This window comes from Rothia similimucilaginosa (assembly GCF_029850875.1).
Lineage (GTDB): Bacteria > Actinomycetota > Actinomycetes > Actinomycetales > Micrococcaceae > Rothia.
Genome location: NZ_JAOVAM010000004.1, coordinates 101,572 through 121,970, shown reverse-complemented (window position 1 = coordinate 121,970; position 20,399 = coordinate 101,572). Strand labels below are relative to the sequence as shown.

Here is a 20,399-nt window from a genome sequence, read left to right as displayed (position 1 = left end):
GAGCGAGCAGAACGTAAAGGAAACTCAGGTGAGCGAAGCAGTAGTAGCTGAAACCGCTGAGACCTCCAACCAGCGCGAGGAGCGCCGCAACAACCGCGGCGAGCGTCGTGGCCGTGGTGAGCGCCGCAACAACCGCGCTCGCGAGGAGGAGAAGGACAAGTACATCGAGCGCGTTGTGACCATCAACCGCGTTTCCAAGGTCGTCAAGGGTGGTCGTCGCTTCAGCTTCACCGCGCTGGTCGTCGTTGGTGACGGTAACGGCCTGGTCGGCGTTGGCTACGGTAAGGCTAAGGAAGTTCCCGCAGCAATCTCCAAGGGTGTCGAGGAAGCAAAGAAGAACTTCTTCCGCGTTCCCCGCATCGAAGGCCGCACCATCCCGCACCGTGTGCAGGGTGAAGCAGCTGCAGGCGTTGTGATGCTCCGTCCGGCAACCGCTGGTACCGGTGTTATCGCAGGTGGCCCCGTGCGTGCAGTACTCGAGTGCGCAGGCATTCACGATGTGCTGTCCAAGTCGCTCGGTTCCTCGAACCAGATCAACATCGTTCACGCAACTGTTGCAGCACTCAAGCAGCTCGAGGAGCCCCTGGCAGTGGCAGCCCGCCGTGGCCTGCCCACCGATGAGGTTATCCCGAGCTACCTGCGCAACACCAAGTCTGAAAAGGCAGGTGCGTAGTAATGGCCAAGCGTATTCAGCCCAGCGACGCAAAGCTGGAAATCACCCAGGTCAAGTCCTATGTTGGTCAGAAGCAGAATATGCGCGACACCCTGCGTTCCCTGGGCCTCAAGCGCCCCGGCAACAAGGTAGTCCGCACTGCTGACCCCATCACCGTTGGCATGGTTAACACCGTTGCTCACCTGGTGAAGGTTGAGGAGGTCAAGTAAAGATGGCAGAAGCTATCAAGATTCACGATCTGCGCCCGGCACCGGGTGCCCACAAGGCAAAGACCCGCGTTGGCCGCGGTGAAGGCTCCAAGGGTAAGACCGCAGGTCGCGGTACCAAGGGTACCAAGGCACGTTACCAGGTTCGTGTAGGCTTCGAAGGCGGCCAGCTGCCGCTGCACATGCGCCTGCCGAAGCTGCGCGGCTTCAAGAACCCCTTCCGCACCGAGTACCAGGTTGTTAACCTGGACCGAATCCAGGAACTGTTCCCCAACGGTGGCGACGTCACCGTGGAGGCACTGGTTGCTAAGGGTGCCGTTCGCAAGAACGAGCTCGTGAAGGTTCTGGGCAACGGCGAAATCTCCGTTAAGGTGAACGTTGTTGTCGACAAGGCATCGGCTTCCGCTATCGAGAAGATCGAGGCCGCTGGCGGTTCTGTAACCGTTAAGTAGTCTTCAAGACGAGAAAGCCCCCGTCCGTACACTGTACGGCGGGGGCTTTTTGCTGCTCGAAAAGACTCACAACAGGGGTATATTCCTGTATTCGTATATTTGAACGCTTGGTACACGCCACATTTAGTGTTCAGAAATCACGCTAAGAGAATATAAAAGCTACATAATCTGCTAGGGAGTTATCGTTACCCGCTCCAAACACGATAGACTGGAAGATGTGTTTACTGCGCCCTAAAACTCCTCGAGAGGGATGGGCGCCCCATAGACTTACAGGAGGACATGTGCTGAGCGCATTCGGGCGAGTCTTTAAGACCGCCGATTTGCGGCGTAAGCTGCTGTTTACCCTGGCAATGATTGTGCTGTACCGCGTGGGCACTTTCATCCCCGCGCCAGGCGTTTCCTACGGAAATGTACAGCAGTGTCTGAAAGCCAATGTTACGAGCGGTGGCGTCTACGATATCGTCAACCTCTTCAGCGGTGGCGCACTGCTGCAGCTTTCGATCTTTGCCCTCGGCGTGATGCCGTACATTACCGCGTCCATTATCATCCAGCTGCTGCGCGTGGTCATCCCGCGATTCCAGGAGCTACACGATGAAGGCGCGCAGGGCCAGGCAAAGCTCACCCAGTACACCCGCTACCTGACCATCGCTCTTGCTCTGCTGAACGCAACCACCATCGTCTCGATGGCGCGCTCCGGCGTTTTGCTGGGTAACTGCCCCGGCATCATCCCCCAGGACGATGTACTGCACATCCTGCTGATTATCGTCACCCTGTGTGCAGGTACCACCGTCATCATGTGGATGGGTGAGCAGATTACCGAGCGTGGCGTCGGCAACGGCATGTCCCTGCTGATCTTCACCTCAATTGCTTCCTCCTTCCCGAGCGCTCTGGGCTCCATCCAGCGCACCCACGGTTGGGGTATTTTCGCAGCTGTCTGCGGCATCGGCCTGCTGGTTATGCTCGCTGTGGTCTATGTGGAGCAGTCCGTTCGCCGTATCCCTGTGCAGTACGCAAAGCGCATGATTGGTCGACGCACCATTGGCGGCACCAACACCTATATTCCACTCAAGGTCAACATGGCCGGCGTGATCCCGCTGATTTTCGCCTCCTCCCTGCTGACCCTGCCCGGTCTGCTTGCCCAGTTCAACACCCCGACCGACGGCTCCACTCCACCGGACTGGGTTAACTGGATCAACGCATACCTGGTGCGCGGCGACCACCCGCTGTACATTGCTCTCTACTTCTTCATGATTATTGGCTTCGCGTACTTCTACGTGGCGGTCACCTTCGACCCGGTAGAAGTAGCGGACAATATGAAGAAGTACGGTGGCTTCATCCCCGGTATTCGCGCCGGTAAGCCCACCGAGCGTTACCTCAGCTACGTACTCAATCGAATTACGTTGCCTGGTGCACTTTACCTGGGTGTAATTTCCATGATTCCCCTGGTAGCGCTTATCCTATTCAACGCAAACCAGAATTTCCCGTTCGGCGGCGCCTCGCTGCTGATCGTGGTGGGTGTTGGTCTTGATACTCTCAAGCAGATCAATGCTCAGCTCCAACAACGAAACTACGAAGGACTGCTCCGATGAACCGTCTGCTCATCGTCGGCCCTCCCGGTGCAGGTAAGGGCACCCAGGCCGTCAAGATTGCTGAAGCGCTGAAGATTCCCACGATTTCTACCGGTGATATCTTCCGCAAGAACATCAAGGAAGAGACCGAACTGGGCAAGGAAGCAAAGTCGTACATCGACTCCGGCAACCTGGTTCCCGACTCTGTCACCAACAACATGGTGCGCGCACGCCTGGAGGAAAGTGACGTCGTCAACGGCTTCCTGCTCGACGGCTATCCCCGCAACACCTCCCAGGTGCACGAGCTGGACTCCATCCTCGAGGCCAAGGGCGAGAAGATCGACCGCGTTCTCCTGCTGGTTGCAGACAACGACGAACTCGTCGAGCGTCTGCTCAACCGCGCAGCAGAGCAGGGTCGTACCGATGACAACGAAGAGGTCATCCGTCACCGCCTGAAGGTCTACGAAGAAGAAACCGCACCGCTGATCGCAATCTACCGCGAACGCGGCATCGTCAAGGAAGTTAATGGCCTCGGCGAGATTGCTGAAGTCACCAAGCGCATCCTCGACGCTCTGAAGTAATCTTCTGCTGTACCCCCGCAATTTGAGGTGCATGATGCATCACAAAGACTTGCGGGGGTACAGTGCTGTCTGTAGAGTTCTAAGCTTGGGCGTACCGCCCCACATACCTAAGGAGCCAGAATGGCACGAGTCGAAATTAAAACCAACGCACAGCTTCAGCAGATGGCTCGTGCAGGCGTTATCACCAGCCGCGCGCTCGATGCGGCAGTGGCTGCAGCCCGCCCCGGTATAACCACCGCAGAGGTCAACGCCGCCTTTGAGCGCACCATGCTGGAACTGGGTGGAACCTCCAACTTCTACGGCTACTACGACTACCCTGCAACTGTATGTACCTCCGTCAACCATGAGGTTGTTCACGGTATCCCCGGCGACTACGTGCTCAAGGACGGTGATATTCTCTCCATCGACGGTGGCGCGTACGTCATTGATCCCGCTACCAACCGTCAGTGGCACGGCGATTCGGCGCGTACTGTACTGGTTGGTAACGTGAGCGAAGCACGCGCCGAGCTTTCCGCTGTCACCCGCGAGGCAATGTGGCATGGTATTGCCGCTCTGGCAACCGCAAAAAAGGTCGGCGAAATCGGCCTTGCCATCGAAGCGTATGTGACCGAAGAATACGGCGATAAGTACGGCATCATTGAAGACTACGTCGGTCACGGTATCGGCTCCCAGATGCACATGGCACCGGACGTACTGAACTACGCTGTGCGTGACATGGGTCCGAAGATTAAGCCCGGCATGGCTTTCGCTGTCGAACCGATGCTTGTCACCGGCTCCATCGAGACTAACGTGCTCTCCGACGACTGGACTGTTGTGACCGTTGATGGCTCCGATGCATGCCAGTGGGAGCACTCCGTTGCTGTGCACAGTGAAGGTATCTGGGTCCTGACTGCAGAAGACGGTGGCGCAAGCGAACTTGCTCGCTTTGGCGTAACCCCGGTTCCGATTCCCGCCTAAGTCTCACCGCTAGGGTAGGGGAACCCACCTTTAGCTGCCTCACCTCCACCTGAAGAAACCGGCGAATCCGGTCCGGTGCGTGATAACGTATCCGAAAGCATCCACATCACAAGGAAGAAGCTCCATGAGCGAAACTCTCAACAGCGGCGAGACAACCGCACCCGCTGCGACCAAGGTGCCGGTTGAAATCTCGAATATTCGCCCCGCACCCGGCCAGATCACCCTGAAAGCACCGCGCCGTGCGAAGCCGCCCAAGCATATCGCTGACTTCGACATGGCTGGCCGCCGCGAATTTCTGAAGGAACTTGGCCATCAGTCGTTCCGTGCATCCCAGCTGTCCAAGCACTATTTTGAGCGTTTAGTCACTGACCCTGCCGAGATGACTGACCTGCCGGCTAAGGACCGCGAGCAGATAGTTGCACAGGCGATGCCTCAGCTTCTGACCCCGGTCCGTACCCTCGAGGCTGACGGTGGCGACACTCTGAAGGTTGTGCACCGCCTCTTCGATGGTGCGCTCATTGAGTCCGTTATCATGCGCTATGACAACCGCGTGACCATGTGCATCTCTTCGCAGGCTGGTTGCGGTATGAACTGCCCCTTCTGTGCGACCGGTCAGCAGGGTTTGACCCGTAACCTCTCCACTGCAGAAATTGTGGAGCAGGTCGTTGCCGGTGCTCGCTATCTGAAGCAGATGAAGGGCCTGGAAGAAGCAGAAGGTGGTTCTGAGGATACTCGTCCGCTGCGTGTTTCCAATATTGTCTTCATGGGTATGGGCGAGGCGCTCGCTAACTACAAGGCAACCATGGGTGCTGTGCATCGTCTGATTGACCCTTCGCCGGAGGGCCTCGGTATTTCTGCTCGTGGTCTGACCATGTCGACCGTGGGCCTGGTGCCGGGTATTCGTAAGTTCGAGCTGGAGAAGCTGCCCATTACTTTGGCGCTGTCTCTGCATGCTCCGGATGATGAGCTGCGTGATGAGCTGATTCCGATTAACCAGCGTTGGAAGGTCGACGAGACTCTGGACGCTGCGTACGACTACTACCGTACGACCGGTCGCCGCGTCTCCATTGAGTATGCGCTGATTCGCGATATTAACGATCAGGGCTGGCGTGCGGATCTGCTCGGTAAGAAGCTGGCTCAGCGAGGCCGAGGCTGGGTGCACGTGAATCCGATTCCGCTGAACCCGACCCCGGGTTCGAAATGGACGGCATCCCGTAAGGGCGTTGAGCAGAACTTTGTGGAGCGTCTGCGTGCCCACGGTATTCCGACGACTATTCGTGATACTCGTGGTTCCGATATTGATGGCGCATGCGGTCAGCTTGCCGCTAAGGAAGACTAGGCAACTGAGCTTTGCTCGATAAGGTGTGCCCCTTTCCGCCGGTTGGCAGTCCTTAAGGCTTTCTGGAGTGGGGGGGGGGGCTTAAACCTTTTAAACCTTAAGTGCCTGATGTCATAAAAATCACGGTTGTTTTTCCCCGCTCTTTGCCGTAGAGTTAAGAGTTGGTTGTTTGTGCCAGTGTTAAGTGCACCTTAAAACGCCCTAGCACCTCACCGCGGTGAGCTCACAGACAGAAGATACATTTGCCCGCCGCACCTGCGACGGGCACCGACGTTAGCGGAGGATATGGCTAAGAAAGACGGCGTCATCGAGATTGAAGGCTCTGTGGTTGAAGCTCTGCCCAACGCGATGTTCCGTGTTGAGCTGGATAACGGCCACAAGGTTCTCGCACACATCTCGGGCAAGATGCGTCAGCACTACATTCGCATCCTGCCTGAGGACCGAGTAGTAGTGGAACTGAGCCCCTACGACCTTTCCCGAGGTCGTATCGTCTACCGTTACAAGTAAACCCGAGATAAACGTCGCCTTTGGCGGCGTTTAAATCGTGTTCAAAGGGATAACGCAGTTCCCCAACGTAAGTGAGGGAACCTCTTATCTCGCCAGTAATCAAGTTGCAATCAAAAGGAATGCGATGAAGGTCAAGCCGAGCGTTAAGCCGATCTGCGATAAGTGCAAAGTGATCCGCCGTCACGGTGTGGTCATGGTGATCTGCGAAAACCCGCGCCACAAGCAGCGCCAGGGCTAATCCCTAGTAGCTGACTTTGTAACCGCCTCAACAGAGGGCGGAATTGTCATAGGCACCGCTCCGAAGCAACGCCCAAAAAGGCGCCTTCGGATACCTCCGGACTCAGAGGCCGGGGACCGAGGCAGAACAACTCGGGCAGTGATGCTATAGACCTCTGGAAAACAACAAGGAGAAGCCAGTATGGCACGTCTCGCTGGAGTTGATATTCCCCGCGAAAAGCGCGTGGAAGTTGCTCTCACTTACATCTACGGCGTGGGCAAGACCCGTGCACATGAAACCCTCGCTGCTACCGGCGTCAACCCTGACACCCGCGTCAAGGACCTGACCGACCAGGAGCTCGTGGCACTTCGTGACTTCATCGAAGGCAACTACAAGGTTGAAGGTGATCTTCGCCGCGAGGTTGCAGCTGACATCCGCCGTAAGGTTGAAATCGGTTCCTACCAGGGCCTGCGCCACCGCCGCGGCCTGCCGGTTCACGGTCAGCGCACCAAGACTAACGCACGTACCCGCAAGGGCCCGAAGCGTACCGTCGCAGGTAAGAAGAAGTAAGCAACGTTGCTCTGTTGGATATCCCTATCCGACCAACGTATTAGAAAACCTTTGTAGGAGAATCAAAAATGCCTCCCAAGACTCGCGCTGCGGCAGCTCGTAAGACCAACCGCCGCAAGGTTAGCAAGAACATCGTTGCTGGTCAGGCTCACATCAAGTCGACCTTCAACAATACCATCGTCTCCATCACCGATCCCACCGGTGCAGTGATCTCCTGGTCCTCCGCTGGCGACATGGGCTTCAAGGGCTCCCGTAAGTCCACCCCCTATGCCGCACAGCTGGCTGCTGAGGCTGCTGCAAACCGCGCCAAGGAGCACGGCGTCCGCAAGGTTGACGTGTTCGTCAAGGGTCCCGGTTCCGGTCGCGAAACCGCAATCCGCTCCCTGCAGGCTGCAGGCCTCGAGGTCGGTTCGATCCAGGACGTTACCCCCGTTGCACACAACGGTTGCCGTCCCCCGAAGCGCCGCCGCGTCTAATTAGGTCTCGACCTAATCCCTCGACGGGCACACTCCGCAAGGAGCCGTACCCGGAGAGTACAGACACCCGTCTGCTTCCTAAGATATGTTTTCCCCAACCTGTGGGCTCATATAGCGGAGCTCACCGAAAGGAAACAAAGTGCTTATTGCACAGCGCCCCACTCTGACTGAAGAGGTCGTAGCGCCCAACCGCTCGCGCTTCACCATCGAGCCTCTGGAGCCCGGTTTCGGCTACACCATGGGTAACTCCCTTCGCCGTACTCTGCTGTCTTCCATCCCCGGCGCCGCTGTTACCAGCGTCCGCATTGATGGTGTACTGCACGAGTTCAGCACCGTTCCCGGCGTGACCGAGGACGTCACTGAGATTATCTTGAACATCAAGAAGCTCTCCATCTCTTCTGAGAACGACGAGCCCGTCGTGGCCTACCTGCGCAAGCAGGGCGAAGGTGAACTGACCGCAGGCAACATCGAGGTTCCCGCTGGCGTGGAGATCCACAACCCGGAACTGCACCTGGCAACCCTGAACGCCTCGGCAAACTTCAACGCTGAGCTGGTTATTGAGCGCGGTCGCGGCTATGTGACTGCAGCTCAGAACAAGGCCGGCGATGGCGAGATTGGCCGTATCCCGGTTGACTCCATCTACTCCCCGGTTCTGAAGGTTACCTTCAGTGTGAACGCGACCCGTGTTGAGCAGCGCACCGACTTCGACAGCCTGACTCTGGATGTCGAAACCAAGGAAGCCATCGCACCGCGTGACGCTGTTGCTTCTGCAGGCAGCACCCTGGTCGAGCTCTTCGGCCTGGCACGTGAGCTGAACATTGCCGCTGAGGGTATCGAAGTTGGCCCGTCGCCCGCCGACGAGTCCATGGCAGCTGATCTGGCACTGGCGATTGAGGAACTGAATATGTCCGTTCGTTCCTACAACTGCCTCAAGCGCGAGGGTATCCACACTGTGGGTGAGCTCGTGACCCGCAGTGAAGCTGACCTGATGGATATCCGTAACTTCGGTGCTAAGTCCATTGACGAGGTCAAGGCAAAGCTCATCGAACTCGGCCTGTCCCTGAAGGACTCCCCTCCCGGTTTCGAGCCTGCTGCACGCCCGCTTGATGACGAAGACGGTTCCGGCGAATAATTTCGACCGAATAGTTCACCCGGTTCCACCGGGATCAGTCAAACTTGATTCCCTAAGAGGCTCCGCTGCTGGGGCGTTAGGGAACGCAACTATGGAGATTTAACTATGCCTACTCCCACTAAGGGTCCCCGCCTCGGCGGTTCCCCGACCCACGAGCGCCACATGCTCAACAACTTGTCGGCGCAGCTGTTCCAGCACAAGCGCATCACCACCACCCTGACCAAGGCAAAGCGCCTGCGTCCGGTGGCAGAGCGCTTCATCACCTTCGGTAAGAAGGGCGACCTGGCTGCTCGCCGTCGCGTGCTGCGTTCCATCACCGACAAGTCCGTCGTGCACGAGCTCTTCACCGTTATTGCTCCGGCAATGGCAGAACGCCCCGGTGGTTACACCCGCATCATCAAGATCGGTAACCGCAAGGGTGACAACGCTCCCATGGCAGTCATCGAGCTCGTAATGGAGCCCGTTGCAACCCAGGGTGCAGTTGCTGAGGCAACCAAGGTTGCTGAGAAGGCAGCTGAGGGTACCAAGGCTGAAGCTGCTGAGGGTCTGCCCGCAGGTTCTCACGCACCCCTGGAGTCCGGCGAGGCTCCCGAGGGCTTCGAGGTTAAGGGTAACGCCGATTCCATGAAGTACCACGTGCCCGGTTCCCGCTGGTACACCAGCACCAAGGCTGAAATCTGGTTCGACTCCGCTGAGTCGGCAGAGGCTGCAGGTTATGCCCCCGCAGGTGGCGCAGCAGCACAGAAGGTTTCCGAGTAATACGGATTCCAGCTGATTTAGGCTAAGCCTAAAATATGCCAATCCGCCGTCCACTATTGTGGGCGGCGGATTGGCATATCTGCATATTTTAAGATGAATCTATTCCTGAGGGTACCCAATCTTCAAGAACTTTGCCAATATTTTCGTACACTATTACTGCTGAAAGGCACACCAATGCAGAATGCTACTGCTTTAGAGAATTACGAAGAGCAGCTTTTCATTGCTACGCACCGCGTACGAATTGATTGCGCCTACGACGGTTCCCTTTTCAGCGGATGGGCTGCCCAACCGAACCTTGTCACGGTGCAGGGAGTTATTGAGAACGCTCTTGAGCTGATTTTGCGTGCATCTCACCGCGTGGTGGTCGCGGGCCGAACTGATGCCGGTGTGCATGCGGAAGCTCAGACCCTGCATTGCGATCTGAGCGATGAGGATTGGACTCGCCTGCAAGGTCGAACGGGGGAGGATGACCCGACGGCTGCCCTAGGTCGCCGCCTCACCGGTGCTTTGCAACGTTGCCTCTACGATGCGGAAGAGCAGTTGAACTTGCCGAAGAACGTCCGCGGTATTATGCGGGGTGCTATTCAGATTCACCGGGTCGCTGAGGTTCCCTTCGATTTTGATGCACGCTTCTCTGCTACCGGCCGCCGCTACGTTTATCGCATTGTAGATGGTGCGGCGGACGGTCTTAACCCTCTGCAGCGCACCTACACCTGGGCAGTGCCTGAGTATCTGGATTGCGCTAATCTTAATGAATCGGCACAGCAGCTACTCGGTCTGCGTGATTTTCTCTCTTTCTGCAAACCGCGTGAAGGTGCGACCACGATTCGTGAGCTGCGAGAGCTTAGCTTCACTCGCACAGAGAGTGGTCTTATTGAGGTGCGCGTGGTGGCTGATGCCTTCTGCCATCACATGGTGCGTTCGCTCGTGGGTGCTCTGGTGCTCTACGGTACAGGTAAACGTGACGCCGCCTGGTTGCGTGAGCGGATTGAGAACCCTGGACGCGAGGCTTCGCTGACTTTGGCACCTCCGCACGCGCTTGCTCTGGCTGAGATTTACTACCCTGCGCCGGAGTTGTACGGAGAACAAGCTGAGCGTGCTCGAGCAATGCGTGAAGACCACGAGGCACAGAGCGTTTAACGCCCTGTGTATATTGAGCACCGTCATGTGCTGGAAGTGATAAGGGGCTCAACGTAGGAGCACAACCGTCGAGGGTGAATTACACGAATGGAATTTAAAAATGTGTTTAAGACAAAAAAGCCCTATTTTTAAGGCTTTGGCGGTGGATTAAGCACTCGACGTCCTGTATAGTGTTGATATGTTGTGCGTGTTCTACCCGGGCGCACTCTAAATCGCTGTCTAGTTGCAGGACGTTAAGGCGGTGTAGAGTACGGGCAGAACGGGCGGCAGCTCGGTCCTCACCCGGGTGTTCGTCATGCACGTAAGTAAAAGGCGCGATACCCAACTAAGCGCCGTATGTACATTTCGAGACAAAGGCCAATATTTTGCGCACTTATACTCCCAAGCCCGGCGAAGTCGAGCGCCAGTGGCACGTCATTGACGCCACCGACGTTGTTCTCGGCCGCCTCGCAAGCCAGACCGCTATCCTGCTGCGCGGTAAGCACAAGCCGACTTTTGCTCCCCACGTTGACACCGGTGACTTCGTTATCATCGTGAACGCTGAGAAGGTTGCCCTGACCGGTGCAAAGCTCGAGCAGAAGCGTGCATACCGCCACTCGGGTTACCCCGGCGGTCTGAAGTCCGTGAACTACGCAGAGCTGCTTGAGACCAACCCCGTTCGCGCGGTTGAGAAGGCTGTTAAGGGCATGCTTCCCAAGAACAAGCTTGCTGCACAGCAGCTCAAGAAGCTGAAGGTCTACGCTGGCCCCGAGCACCCGCACGCGGCACAGCAGCCCAAGACCTACGAATTCAACCAGGTCGCCCAGTAATTCGGGCCTACGAAGAAACAATAGGAGAAATCGTGGCTCAGAACGAAGAGCAGATCGTAGTCGAGGAAGAGCTGACCAGCTACACCTCGGAGTCCGCTGCCCCCGCAGTGGCTAAGGCAGCACGTCCGGCACTGACCGTTGCAGGCGCAGCAGTTGGTCGCCGCAAGGAAGCAGTGGCACGCGTTCGCGTTGTGCCCGGTTCCGGCAACTGGACCATCAACGGTCGTAGCCTGGAAGAGTACTTCCCCAACAAGCTTCACCAGCAGGACGTCAACCAGCCCTTCAAGCTCCTGGAGCTCGAGGGCGCATACGACGTAATCGCACGCATCAACGGTGGTGGCCCTTCCGGTCAGGCAGGCGCTCTGCGCCTGGGTATCGCTCGTGCACTGAACGAGATTGACCGCGAGAATAACCGCCCCGCACTGAAGAAGGCTGGCTACCTGACCCGTGACGCACGCGTCATCGAGCGTAAGAAGGCTGGTCTTAAGAAGGCACGTAAGGCTTCGCAGTTCTCCAAGCGTTAATCGCTGGTTTTACGAAGCACTACGCCCCGTCTATCCCATTGGGAGAGACGGGGCGTTCTGCGTATCTACCGGCCTTAAACGTTAAGGGTGTTTGTAACTGTTACGTTTGTTCATAGAAGAGCACACCGGTAGAGTTAAAGAGTCAAAGCAGACAGGAAGAAAAGAGTACTCATGGCAGAGCAGAATCCCTCCACCAAGCCCGAAGAGCAGGCAGTGGAGGCTCCTCAGACTGAAGCCGAGCAGCACACCGCTGAAGGCGCACACGCATACACCGATTCTGAGAAGAAACAAGCCATCAAGGAAGCTCTGAAGCCCCAGGCACGCCGCACCTCCGTCGTTGAAGACTACTCGGCAGAGCTGGACGAAATGGCTTCCCTCACCCGCGCCCTCGGCAAGGACAAGAAGGACGACAAAACCTCTCAGGCATGGAAGAAGGGCTACCCCTACGACACCAAGCTCAGTCGCAAGGCATACGAGAAGGAAAAGCGCGCCCTGCAGATCGAGCTGCTGAAGCTGCAGCTCTGGGCTAAGTCCACCGGTCAGAAGATCCTCATCATTTTCGAAGGCCGTGACGCAGCAGGTAAGGGTGGCTCCATTAAACGCTTCACCGAGCACCTGAACCCCCGTGGTGCTCGCGTTGTCGCACTGGAGAAGCCGACCGATATCGAACAGACCCAGTGGTACTTCCAGCGTTACATCAAGCACCTGCCCTCCGGCGGCGAAATCGTTCTGATGGACCGCTCCTGGTACAACCGTGCCGGCGTTGAGCGCGTTATGGGTTACTGCACCCAGGCACAGTACTTCGAGTTCATGCGCGAAGTTCCGGACCTGGAGCGCATGCTGGTGAACTCCGGTATCCACATCATCAAGTTCTGGTTCTCCGTCACCCGCGAAGAGCAGCTCGCACGCTTCACCTCCCGCCGTACCGACCCGGTTCGTCAGTGGAAGCTTTCCCCCACCGACCTAGCATCCTTGGACAAGTGGGACGACTACACCGCGGCGAAGGAAGCAATGTTCTTCTACACCCACACCGGTGACGCCCCCTGGACCGTTATCAAGTCCAACGACAAGAAGCGAGCACGTCTGGAAGCAATGCGTTATGTGCTCTCCCAGTTCGACTACCCCTCCAAGGATGAGGGTGTCGTGGGTGAACTCGATTCGCTGATTGTCCGCTCCGCATCACACGTCTTCGAGGACGAGTCCGGTGACTCCCCCGACGGATTCCCCGTCGTCAAGTAAGCGTTGATAGATAGGGGAGAGCAACAACTCAACCCTACGGCGATAGAACAGCTAAACAGCTTGCATTATGAAGGTGCCTGTCTCTCTTTTCCCAACCGCGGGAACGGAGAGCAGGCACCTTTGTGCGTCTGCAGAAACATTAGCTATGAAGCAGATATGTAGCCGCTGAAAATCACTTTCTGATTATGAAGAATTTACGGTGTATGCACCTAAGCAGAGTTATGCGCATCGTAAAATAAAAGGGTGACTGAACGACTTTTTGGAACCGACGGCGTACGCGGTCTGGCAAACGATGTAATTACTCCCGCCCTGGCTATGGAGCTCGCGCAGGCGGCTTCTATTGTTCTGGGCTTTGACACGGTAGAAGAGGGTGTACGCCCCCGTGCCGTGATCGCAAATGACTCCCGATCCTCTGCAGACTTTATTGTCTCTGCGATGAAGGCTGGCTTCGCTAGCGCAGGTGTTGACGTGCTGGATGCCGGTATTGTCCCCACCCCCGCAGCAGCTTACCTGGTGGCACACACCGGTGCTGACTTCGGCGTGATGATTTCTGCATCGCACAACCCCGCAGCAGACAACGGTATTAAGTTCCTGGCCCGCGGCGGCCAGAAGCTGGAAGACTCGGTTGAAGACGCTATTGAGCGTGTTTACCGCGATAAGTCCTTCCGCTACCCGACTGGTGGTGCTGTGGGTACCGTCAAGCCCCTGGAGAACGGTACCGAGGCTTACGTGGAGCACCTGGTCTCCACCCTGCCCGAAGGCACGCCCCTCGCAGGTATGAAGATTGTTCTGGACTGCGCAAACGGTGCAGCCTACACGGCATCCCCGAAAACCTTCGAAGCACTGGGTGCAGAGGTTATCGCACTGGCTGTAGAGCCTAATGGCACCAACATCAACGATGGCGTGGGTTCCACTCACCCCGAGAAGTTGCAGGCAGCTGTCGTTGAGCACAGTGCGGACCTCGGTATTGCCCACGACGGTGACTCTGACCGTTGCCAGGCAGTTGACGAAAAGGGCAACCTGGTAGACGGCGACCAGATTATGGCTATTCTGGCTGTTGCAGCTAAGCGCGAAGGTAAGCTCGTAAAGGACACCCTCGTCGCAACTGTGATGAGCAGCCTTGGTCTGGAACTGTACCTGCGCGAGCACGGCATTACCCTCGGCCGTACCGCTGTGGGCGATCGCTACGTCCTCGAGTCTATGCGCGAGCACGGCTACAACCTCGGCGGCGAGCAGTCCGGCCACGTCATTATGAGCGACTACGCAACCACCGGTGACGGCGTTCTGACCGGCATCCAGCTGGCTGCAGAGGTTGCCCGAAGCGGCCAGACCCTCTCCGAGCTGGCAACCCGCATGCAGCCCACCCCGCAGCGTCTGATCAATGTTAAGGGCGTTGACCGTCTGGCGGTCAAGACCAACGAGGCACTTGCTACCGCTGTGAGCAAGGCTGAAGGCATACTGGGTGACAGCGGCCGCGTGCTGCTGCGTGCATCCGGCACTGAGCCTCTCGTTCGCGTCATGGTTGAAGCTGCAACCCAGGAGCAGGCTGATGAGGTTGCTCAGCAACTGGCAGACGTGGTGGCTAAGGAACTGGCACTCTAAACGTATTCTTCCCTAGCGGAGGATTGAGAAAGGGTTGGGAAGGTAACACTTTCCCAGCCCTTCTGCATTATCTTGAGTGGGTGCAGGGGGAAGAGGGTACGGAAAACCCCCGCATCCACAGGGGATACGGGGGTTTGAAACTTAGTGGTAGAGAGCAGAGCAAATTACTTCTTTGCCAGAGCGTCGCGGATCTCCTTCAGAAGGTCGAGCTCGGTCTCTTCCTTTTCAACAGCCTCGTCTTCAGCTTTCTGCTTAGCCAGTGCGATTTCAGTCAGCTTCTGAACCGGGATAACAACTGCGAAGTATACAGCAGCTGCAATCAGAACGAAGTTGACAACAGCGGTCAGGAACACACCAATCTTGACCTGGCCGAAGACCAGGAAGTCGTCGAAGTTGGGGGAGCCAATCAGCATGGAGATAGCCGGCATCAGGACGGCCTGGACAAGCGAGGTCACCACAGCGGTGAAGGCCGTACCCATAATCAGACCAACTGCGAGGTCGATGACGTTACCGCGGATTAGAAAATCTTTAAAACCCTTAAGCATGAGATATAGAATAGCGCCTTTTAGATGTTCCAAATGCCATATTCTGAGAAAATTTTCGCTGTAAAATATGTGTTTTTCTTCACAGGACTTCTAATGTGCCCAGTACTTAAGGTTTAGGTCGCATGAAGCTGAGTGAAAATCTCTAAAACCTGCGAAAAACCGCGGATTTGCAGGACTTATACGCGAAAAAATATACATCTACTGTGCCTATTTAATTCCGACACGGAAGCTAGAAATATGACACGCATCACCACCCAGCGCACCGGGTAAAGCCGAAAGATTAGCTCAGAGCCTAGTTCGCACTTGCATAATCGGGTGCCGCACCCGTACCGATAAACTCCTCAAAAGTCTTCGCGCCCGAAGACACATACTCCTGAGCAATCTGCACACCCACATAGCGATAATGCCACGGCTCAAAATGATAACCGGTTACCGACTGCCGACCATTAGGGAAGCGCAAAATATATCCGTAACGCGGAGCGTTCTTCGCCAACCACTGACCAGCCAGCGTATCGCGGTAACACTCCTCCAAGCGGCAACCCTCAGGAGAGGCAAAATCAATCGCCAAGCCCGTCTGATGCTCCGAATAGCCGGGACGAGCCGACAACTGGTCCGCCACTTGCTGACCGTTCACCGAAACCCAATACTGATAGGTCTGCTGCTGCACCGCATACGAACGATACGCGCTAGAAACAAGCATAGTCACGCCATCAGTAACAGCCGCATCAATCATCGTATCTGCCGCCTTAGCCGCCTCAGCGCGCAATTGATGACCATAGAACTCCACCAGGTCACTCGGCTCCCAATCCTGCTGCGCAAAGGGGCGCATTTTATTCACGAGGCAACGCAATGAGTGCGGCTGAGACTCAACACTCGGCTGTGCAAGCGCCAATGGGGAAGAAGATGCGCTCGCAGAAGCCGAAGCACTGGTAGCAGAAACAACAGGAGAGGGTGCGGCAGAAGAGGCCGCCGAAGCCGTCGCAGACTCAGCGGCAGAAGCGCTCGCTGCAGAAGATGAAGAAGACGCTCCCTGACCCTGCGAACCACAAGCCGCCAATAAGGCGGTACCGCCAACACCCAAAGCGGCACCCAAGAGAGTACGGCGGTTCACCGCAGAACTATCAAAAGACTCCTGGGCGGTAGACGTACGGTGCAGGGACTTCACAATAACTCCTCATCATGGCGTAGATGCATACAAAAGCGCCGGAAGCCTAAACCCGCCCCGGGAGGGAGTGGAGCCTCCGGTGCCTTCTACTAGAATGCACCACAAACGCGCTACACGGGCAATTAAAGCCGCACACGAACAATAAAAACCTAAAGAACCTCTAGTTCTTACGCAGAAGAACCTGCTCCACGGTATGCTCGGCGCCCTTCTGTAGAATCAAATGCGCACGAGCACGAGTAGGCAAAATATTCTGCAACAGATTCGGCTCATTCACGCTCTTCCAAATGCCGGTCGCAACCTCAACTGCCTGCTCATCGCTCAACTCCGCATAACGCTTGAAATACGACTGAGGATTCGTAAAAGCCGAAGAACGCAGAGTCAAGAAACGACTCACATACCAGCGCTCAATATCCTCAGTGTGGGCATCCACATAAATAGAGAAATCAAAGAAATCGCTCAGCGTCAGATCAGAAGTCTCCGGCCCCTCAGCATGAGAAGGCGCCAAAACATTCAAACCCTCAAGAATCAGCACATCCGGTGCCGTGACCTCAATATGCTCATCCGGCATGATGTCGTAATACAGGTGCGAATACTTTGGCGCCACCACGCGCTCAGCACCGGACTTCACCTGCGACACAAAATTCAACAGAGCACGGCGATCATAAGATTCCGGGAAACCCTTACGGTGCATAATGCCGCGACGCTGAAGCTCCGCGTTCGGGTACAAGAAACCATCCGTCGTCACCAGCTGAACATTAGGAGTAGACGGCCAACGACTCAAAAGAGCCTGCAAAATACGCGCCGTGGTCGACTTACCCACCGCAACAGAACCCGCCACACCAATAATGAACGGGACACGCCGCTGAGACACATGCAGAAAATCATTTGTCATATGGTTTAGGGAAGAAGCAGCAGTCACATACAGATTCAAAAGACGAGAAACCGGCAGATAAATACGCTGCACCTCTTCAAGGTCGACAGTTTCACCCAGACCTCGAAGAGATTCAATTTCCTCAGCGCTGAGGGGAACTGAAATCTCATCGGCTAGGTGCGACCAACGGGAACGGTCAAGATGCATGAAGCGGTCATCGCCAGAAATATACGGTGCGGTGCTCATTTATCTAAGTGTACGAACTTTCAGCCCGCGGGGAAAATACCCGCCCTCACCGTTTGTTTCACGAAATAAATTTATGAGAAGAAAAGGACACAACCGAAAAAGGTAGGAAAAGCCATAGTAAACGTGACGCATAACGGTTTTTCACCGTGCGCATATTCGGATACTTGTGGGATAAACTTATAGCATGTGTGGAATTGTAGGATATGTAGGTCTGGACACTGCTCCGGACGGTAACAAGTTTGACCACAACGCGTACGATGTGGTCCTCGAAGGTCTGCGCCGTCAGGAATACCGCGGCTATGACTCTGCCGGTGTGGCACTCGTATGCCCCGACGGCATCGTATTCCGTAAGAAGGCAGGCAAGCTCCTGAACCTCGAAAATGAGGTCAAGGAAAACCCCCTGCCGGAATCCCAGATTGGTATCGGTCACACCCGTTGGGCAACCCATGGTGGACCCACCGACAACAACGCTCACCCCCACGTCGTCGACAACGGCCGCCTCGCCGTCGTACACAACGGCATTATCGAAAACTTCGCAGAGCTGCGTACCGAACTGCTCGCCGAAGGTGTAGAGTTCGCATCTCAGACCGACACCGAGGTAGCTGCAGCAACCATCGCAAGCATCTACAATAAGCTCGGCACCGGTGACCTCACCGAGGCAGTGCGCGTCGCATCCAACCGCCTCGAAGGTGCATTCACCATCCTGGCAGTGCACGCAGACCACCCGGACCGCGTTGTGGCAACCCGTCGTAACTCCCCGCTGGTCATTGGCCTGGGCGAGAACGAGAACTTCCTCGGTTCGGACGTCTCCGCGTTCATTGACTACACCAAGGAAGCCGTCGAGATGGGTCAGGACCAGATTGTGACCATCACCGGCACCGACTACTCCATCATCGACTTCGAAGGCACCCCCGCAGAAGGCAAGCCCTTCCATATCGAATGGGACGCAGCAGCAGCTGAAAAGGGCGGCTTCAATTCATTCATGGAGAAGGAAATCCACGAGCAGCCCACCGCAGTTGAGCAAACCCTCATGGGCCGCCTCGACGAAAACGGCAACCTCACCCTCGACGAACTGAACATTGACGACTCGGTGCTGCGCACCATCGACAAGATTATCGTAGTCGCATGTGGTACCGCAGCATACGCAGGCCAGGTGGCACGCTATGCCATCGAGCACTGGTGCCGCATCCCCACCGAGGTTGAGCTGGCACACGAGTTCCGGTACCGTGATCCCATCGTGAACGAGAAAACCCTCATCGTGGCACTCTCGCAGTCTGGTGAAACCATGGACACCCTGATGGCAGTGCGCCACGCACGCGAACAGGGCGCAAAGGTTATCTCCATCTGCAACACCCACGGTTCGACCCTGCCCCGCGAATCAGACGCCGCGTTGTACACCCACGCAGGCCCCGAAATCGCAGTGGCATCCACCAAGGCATTCCTGGCACAGATTACCGCAGCATACCTGCTCGGCCTGTACCTAGCACAGCTGCGCGGCAACAAGTACAAGGACGAAATTGCTTCGATCCTCGCCGAGTTGCAGAACATGCCCGCAAAGATCCAGAAGGTCATCGACAACGACACCCAGGTCAAGGAACTGGGCGTCGAAATGAAGGATGCCTCCTCCGTGATCTTCCTCGGCCGCCACGTGGGCTTCCCCGTCGCAATGGAAGGCGCACTCAAGCTCAAGGAAATCACCTATATCCACGCTGAAGGCTTCGCAGCAGGCGAGCTCAAGCACGGCCCCATCGCACTGATCGATGAAGGCCAGCCGGTCATCGTAGTGGTTCCTTCCGCAAACGGTCGCGATTCTCTGCACGGCAAGGTCGTCTCCAACATCCAGGAAGTGCGCGCTCGCGGCGCCTTCACCATCGTCATCGCCGAGGAAGGCGACGAGGCCGTCAAGCCCTACGCGGACCGCCTCATCACCGTCCCAGCATGTCCCTCGCTGTTGCAGCCCCTGCTGGCAACGGTGCCCCTGCAGATTTTCGCATGCGCACTGGCAGAAGCTAAGGGCCTGGACGTTGACCAGCCGCGTAACCTCGCAAAGTCCGTGACCGTGGAGTAATCTTCGGAAATCGCCTCAGCGATAACGAAAGGGCGGTGGTTGAGTTCTTAAAAAACTCAACCACCGCCCTTGTCGTTTAATCTGGTGGTTATTCGTGGATGATCCAACAAAAATAGACGCTGTGAAACAGGTATCAATCATGCGTCATATTTGACGCCATCCCACCTAAAAGAAACGAATCTCGCTAGACTTAAAACAAGAGAAACCGCAAACAGGACGCGGTCACCACCCCTAACGTAAAAGGTGCAGCTCATGATTATGGGAATCGGCGTAGATACCGTCAACATTGAACGATTCGAACGAATTGTCACCGAAACACCCGCCTTCGTCCGCCGCATCTTCACCCCCAACGAACGCACCCGAAATGTACGCTCCCAAGCCGTACGATTTGCCGCCAAAGAAGCCGTCGCAAAAGTACTCGGAGCACCCGCCGGACTCAACTGGCAAGATTGCGAAGTCGCCACCGCCGAAAGCGGCCAGCCCTACCTTATAGTTCAGGGCACCATCGCCAGCCGTGTCAAAGAACTCGGCATCAACCGCATCCACCTCTCGCTGACCCACGACGAACCTGTTGCCATCGCAATCGCAACCGCCGAATACCTCAGTGACGCAGAACTGGCGCACCTGCAAAAGTTCAACCCCGAAAGCTACCGACTCAGCGTCATCGCCGGTGACGATACTACCGACGAAAACTAACGCAGAGTCACATCAACACAACACCCGGTGACCCCCCTAAGGCCCGTACGATGCAAC

At 56.5% G+C, this 20,399-nt stretch carries 23 protein-coding genes; 20 read left to right on the top strand and 3 right to left on the bottom strand.

Annotated features, from left to right (window positions below):
- Positions 1 to 28 precede the first annotated feature (28 nt).
- The 18 genes from rpsE to glmM all read left to right on the top strand — a co-directional run bounded on the left by rpsE (position 29) and on the right by glmM (position 14,751).
- Entirely contained in the window at positions 29 to 673 is a 645-nt protein-coding gene (rpsE, locus tag QFX05_RS04395) for a 30S ribosomal protein S5 (protein WP_204860947.1), read from the top strand.
- A 2-nt stretch (positions 674 to 675) separates the two neighbouring features.
- Positions 676 to 882, top strand: coding sequence for a 50S ribosomal protein L30 (gene rpmD / locus QFX05_RS04390; RefSeq protein WP_279741271.1), 207 nt, complete (start codon positions 676 to 678; stop codon positions 880 to 882).
- Positions 883 to 884: 2 nt separating this feature from the next.
- Positions 885 to 1,331: a 50S ribosomal protein L15 gene (rplO, locus tag QFX05_RS04385; RefSeq protein ID WP_279741269.1), complete on the top strand. Its 447-nt coding sequence runs from the start codon at positions 885 to 887 to the stop codon at positions 1,329 to 1,331.
- 281 nt (positions 1,332 to 1,612) lie between these two features.
- On the top strand, positions 1,613 to 2,920 hold the full coding sequence (secY, locus tag QFX05_RS04380; protein ID WP_279741267.1) for a preprotein translocase subunit SecY: 1,308 nt from the start codon (positions 1,613 to 1,615) through the stop codon (positions 2,918 to 2,920).
- Positions 2,917 to 3,480, top strand: a complete 564-nt coding sequence (locus QFX05_RS04375; protein ID WP_279741266.1) for an adenylate kinase — start codon at positions 2,917 to 2,919, stop codon at positions 3,478 to 3,480. The genes secY and QFX05_RS04375 overlap by 4 nt, the downstream gene beginning before the upstream one ends.
- Positions 3,481 to 3,600: 120 nt before the next feature.
- The gene (gene map / locus QFX05_RS04370; protein WP_279741264.1) at positions 3,601 to 4,437 is read left to right on the top strand and encodes a type I methionyl aminopeptidase; all 837 of its coding nucleotides are present in this window, start codon (positions 3,601 to 3,603) and stop codon (positions 4,435 to 4,437) included.
- A 124-nt stretch (positions 4,438 to 4,561) separates the two neighbouring features.
- Entirely contained in the window at positions 4,562 to 5,776 is a 1,215-nt protein-coding gene (rlmN, locus tag QFX05_RS04365) for a dual-specificity RNA methyltransferase RlmN (protein ID WP_279741262.1), read from the top strand.
- 285 nt (positions 5,777 to 6,061) lie between these two features.
- A complete protein-coding gene (infA, locus tag QFX05_RS04360; protein WP_005505018.1) occupies positions 6,062 to 6,283 on the top strand; it encodes a translation initiation factor IF-1 in 222 nt (73 codons plus the stop codon).
- 124 nt (positions 6,284 to 6,407) lie between these two features.
- Positions 6,408 to 6,521, top strand: coding sequence for a 50S ribosomal protein L36 (rpmJ, locus tag QFX05_RS04355; protein WP_004005257.1), 114 nt, complete (start codon positions 6,408 to 6,410; stop codon positions 6,519 to 6,521).
- 180 nt (positions 6,522 to 6,701) lie between these two features.
- Positions 6,702 to 7,070, top strand: a complete 369-nt coding sequence (gene rpsM / locus QFX05_RS04350; protein ID WP_005505026.1) for a 30S ribosomal protein S13 — start codon at positions 6,702 to 6,704, stop codon at positions 7,068 to 7,070.
- A gap of 68 nt (positions 7,071 to 7,138) precedes the next feature.
- Positions 7,139 to 7,546 (top strand): 30S ribosomal protein S11, encoded by a 408-nt coding sequence (gene rpsK, locus QFX05_RS04345; protein WP_005505028.1) that lies wholly within the window; start codon positions 7,139 to 7,141, stop codon positions 7,544 to 7,546.
- 139 nt (positions 7,547 to 7,685) lie between these two features.
- Complete coding sequence (locus QFX05_RS04340; RefSeq protein WP_279741260.1) at positions 7,686 to 8,678, top strand: DNA-directed RNA polymerase subunit alpha; 993 nt, start codon at positions 7,686 to 7,688, stop codon at positions 8,676 to 8,678.
- A gap of 105 nt (positions 8,679 to 8,783) precedes the next feature.
- Positions 8,784 to 9,437 (top strand): 50S ribosomal protein L17, encoded by a 654-nt coding sequence (gene rplQ / locus QFX05_RS04335; RefSeq protein WP_279741258.1) that lies wholly within the window; start codon positions 8,784 to 8,786, stop codon positions 9,435 to 9,437.
- 174 nt (positions 9,438 to 9,611) lie between these two features.
- The gene (gene truA / locus QFX05_RS04330; protein ID WP_279741256.1) at positions 9,612 to 10,577 is read left to right on the top strand and encodes a tRNA pseudouridine(38-40) synthase TruA; all 966 of its coding nucleotides are present in this window, start codon (positions 9,612 to 9,614) and stop codon (positions 10,575 to 10,577) included.
- A 365-nt stretch (positions 10,578 to 10,942) separates the two neighbouring features.
- Positions 10,943 to 11,386, top strand: a complete 444-nt coding sequence (gene rplM / locus QFX05_RS04325) for a 50S ribosomal protein L13 (RefSeq protein WP_005505035.1) — start codon at positions 10,943 to 10,945, stop codon at positions 11,384 to 11,386.
- A gap of 32 nt (positions 11,387 to 11,418) precedes the next feature.
- Positions 11,419 to 11,910, top strand: a complete 492-nt coding sequence (rpsI, locus tag QFX05_RS04320; RefSeq protein ID WP_279741253.1) for a 30S ribosomal protein S9 — start codon at positions 11,419 to 11,421, stop codon at positions 11,908 to 11,910.
- A 171-nt stretch (positions 11,911 to 12,081) separates the two neighbouring features.
- Positions 12,082 to 13,149 (top strand): polyphosphate kinase 2, encoded by a 1,068-nt coding sequence (gene ppk2 / locus QFX05_RS04315; protein WP_279741251.1) that lies wholly within the window; start codon positions 12,082 to 12,084, stop codon positions 13,147 to 13,149.
- A 243-nt stretch (positions 13,150 to 13,392) separates the two neighbouring features.
- Complete coding sequence (glmM, locus tag QFX05_RS04310) at positions 13,393 to 14,751, top strand: phosphoglucosamine mutase (RefSeq protein ID WP_279741249.1); 1,359 nt, start codon at positions 13,393 to 13,395, stop codon at positions 14,749 to 14,751.
- 164 nt (positions 14,752 to 14,915) lie between these two features.
- Here glmM and mscL read toward each other — a convergent pair whose 3' ends face one another.
- From mscL to coaA, 3 genes are all read right to left on the bottom strand, one after another.
- The gene (gene mscL / locus QFX05_RS04305; protein WP_279741247.1) at positions 14,916 to 15,296 is read right to left on the bottom strand and encodes a large conductance mechanosensitive channel protein MscL; all 381 of its coding nucleotides are present in this window, start codon (positions 15,294 to 15,296) and stop codon (positions 14,916 to 14,918) included.
- A gap of 292 nt (positions 15,297 to 15,588) precedes the next feature.
- The gene (locus QFX05_RS04300; RefSeq protein WP_279741245.1) at positions 15,589 to 16,461 is read right to left on the bottom strand and encodes a M15 family metallopeptidase; all 873 of its coding nucleotides are present in this window, start codon (positions 16,459 to 16,461) and stop codon (positions 15,589 to 15,591) included.
- Positions 16,462 to 16,621: 160 nt separating this feature from the next.
- Entirely contained in the window at positions 16,622 to 17,578 is a 957-nt protein-coding gene (coaA, locus tag QFX05_RS04295) for a type I pantothenate kinase (RefSeq protein WP_279741243.1), read from the bottom strand.
- 184 nt (positions 17,579 to 17,762) lie between these two features.
- Here coaA and glmS point away from each other — a divergent pair, with 184 nt between their 5' ends.
- Positions 17,763 to 19,646, top strand: a complete 1,884-nt coding sequence (glmS, locus tag QFX05_RS04290) for a glutamine--fructose-6-phosphate transaminase (isomerizing) (protein WP_279741241.1) — start codon at positions 17,763 to 17,765, stop codon at positions 19,644 to 19,646.
- Between the two features lie 252 nt (positions 19,647 to 19,898).
- Entirely contained in the window at positions 19,899 to 20,342 is a 444-nt protein-coding gene (locus QFX05_RS04285) for a holo-ACP synthase (protein WP_279741239.1), read from the top strand.
- The last annotated feature ends 57 nt before the right edge of the window (positions 20,343 to 20,399 follow it).

Excerpts from the sequence above, each read along its gene's own strand:
- rpmD (WP_279741271.1), top strand. The coding sequence starts at position 676 with ATGGCCAAGCGTATTCAGCCCAGCGACGCAAAGCTGGAAATCACCCAG.
- rplO (WP_279741269.1), top strand. The coding sequence starts at position 885 with ATGGCAGAAGCTATCAAGATTCACGATCTGCGCCCGGCACCGGGTGCC.
- QFX05_RS04375 (WP_279741266.1), top strand. The coding sequence starts at position 2,917 with ATGAACCGTCTGCTCATCGTCGGCCCTCCCGGTGCAGGTAAGGGCACC.
- map (WP_279741264.1), top strand. The coding sequence starts at position 3,601 with ATGGCACGAGTCGAAATTAAAACCAACGCACAGCTTCAGCAGATGGCT.
- rlmN (WP_279741262.1), top strand. The coding sequence starts at position 4,562 with ATGAGCGAAACTCTCAACAGCGGCGAGACAACCGCACCCGCTGCGACC.
- infA (WP_005505018.1), top strand. The coding sequence starts at position 6,062 with ATGGCTAAGAAAGACGGCGTCATCGAGATTGAAGGCTCTGTGGTTGAA.
- rpmJ (WP_004005257.1), top strand. The coding sequence starts at position 6,408 with ATGAAGGTCAAGCCGAGCGTTAAGCCGATCTGCGATAAGTGCAAAGTG.
- rpsM (WP_005505026.1), top strand. The coding sequence starts at position 6,702 with ATGGCACGTCTCGCTGGAGTTGATATTCCCCGCGAAAAGCGCGTGGAA.
- rpsK (WP_005505028.1), top strand. The coding sequence starts at position 7,139 with ATGCCTCCCAAGACTCGCGCTGCGGCAGCTCGTAAGACCAACCGCCGC.
- rplQ (WP_279741258.1), top strand. The coding sequence starts at position 8,784 with ATGCCTACTCCCACTAAGGGTCCCCGCCTCGGCGGTTCCCCGACCCAC.
- truA (WP_279741256.1), top strand. The coding sequence starts at position 9,612 with ATGCAGAATGCTACTGCTTTAGAGAATTACGAAGAGCAGCTTTTCATT.
- ppk2 (WP_279741251.1), top strand. The coding sequence starts at position 12,082 with ATGGCAGAGCAGAATCCCTCCACCAAGCCCGAAGAGCAGGCAGTGGAG.
- mscL (WP_279741247.1), bottom strand. The coding sequence starts at position 15,296 with ATGCTTAAGGGTTTTAAAGATTTTCTAATCCGCGGTAACGTCATCGAC.
- coaA (WP_279741243.1), bottom strand. The coding sequence starts at position 17,578 with ATGAGCACCGCACCGTATATTTCTGGCGATGACCGCTTCATGCATCTT.
- glmS (WP_279741241.1), top strand. The coding sequence starts at position 17,763 with ATGTGTGGAATTGTAGGATATGTAGGTCTGGACACTGCTCCGGACGGT.
- QFX05_RS04285 (WP_279741239.1), top strand. The coding sequence starts at position 19,899 with ATGATTATGGGAATCGGCGTAGATACCGTCAACATTGAACGATTCGAA.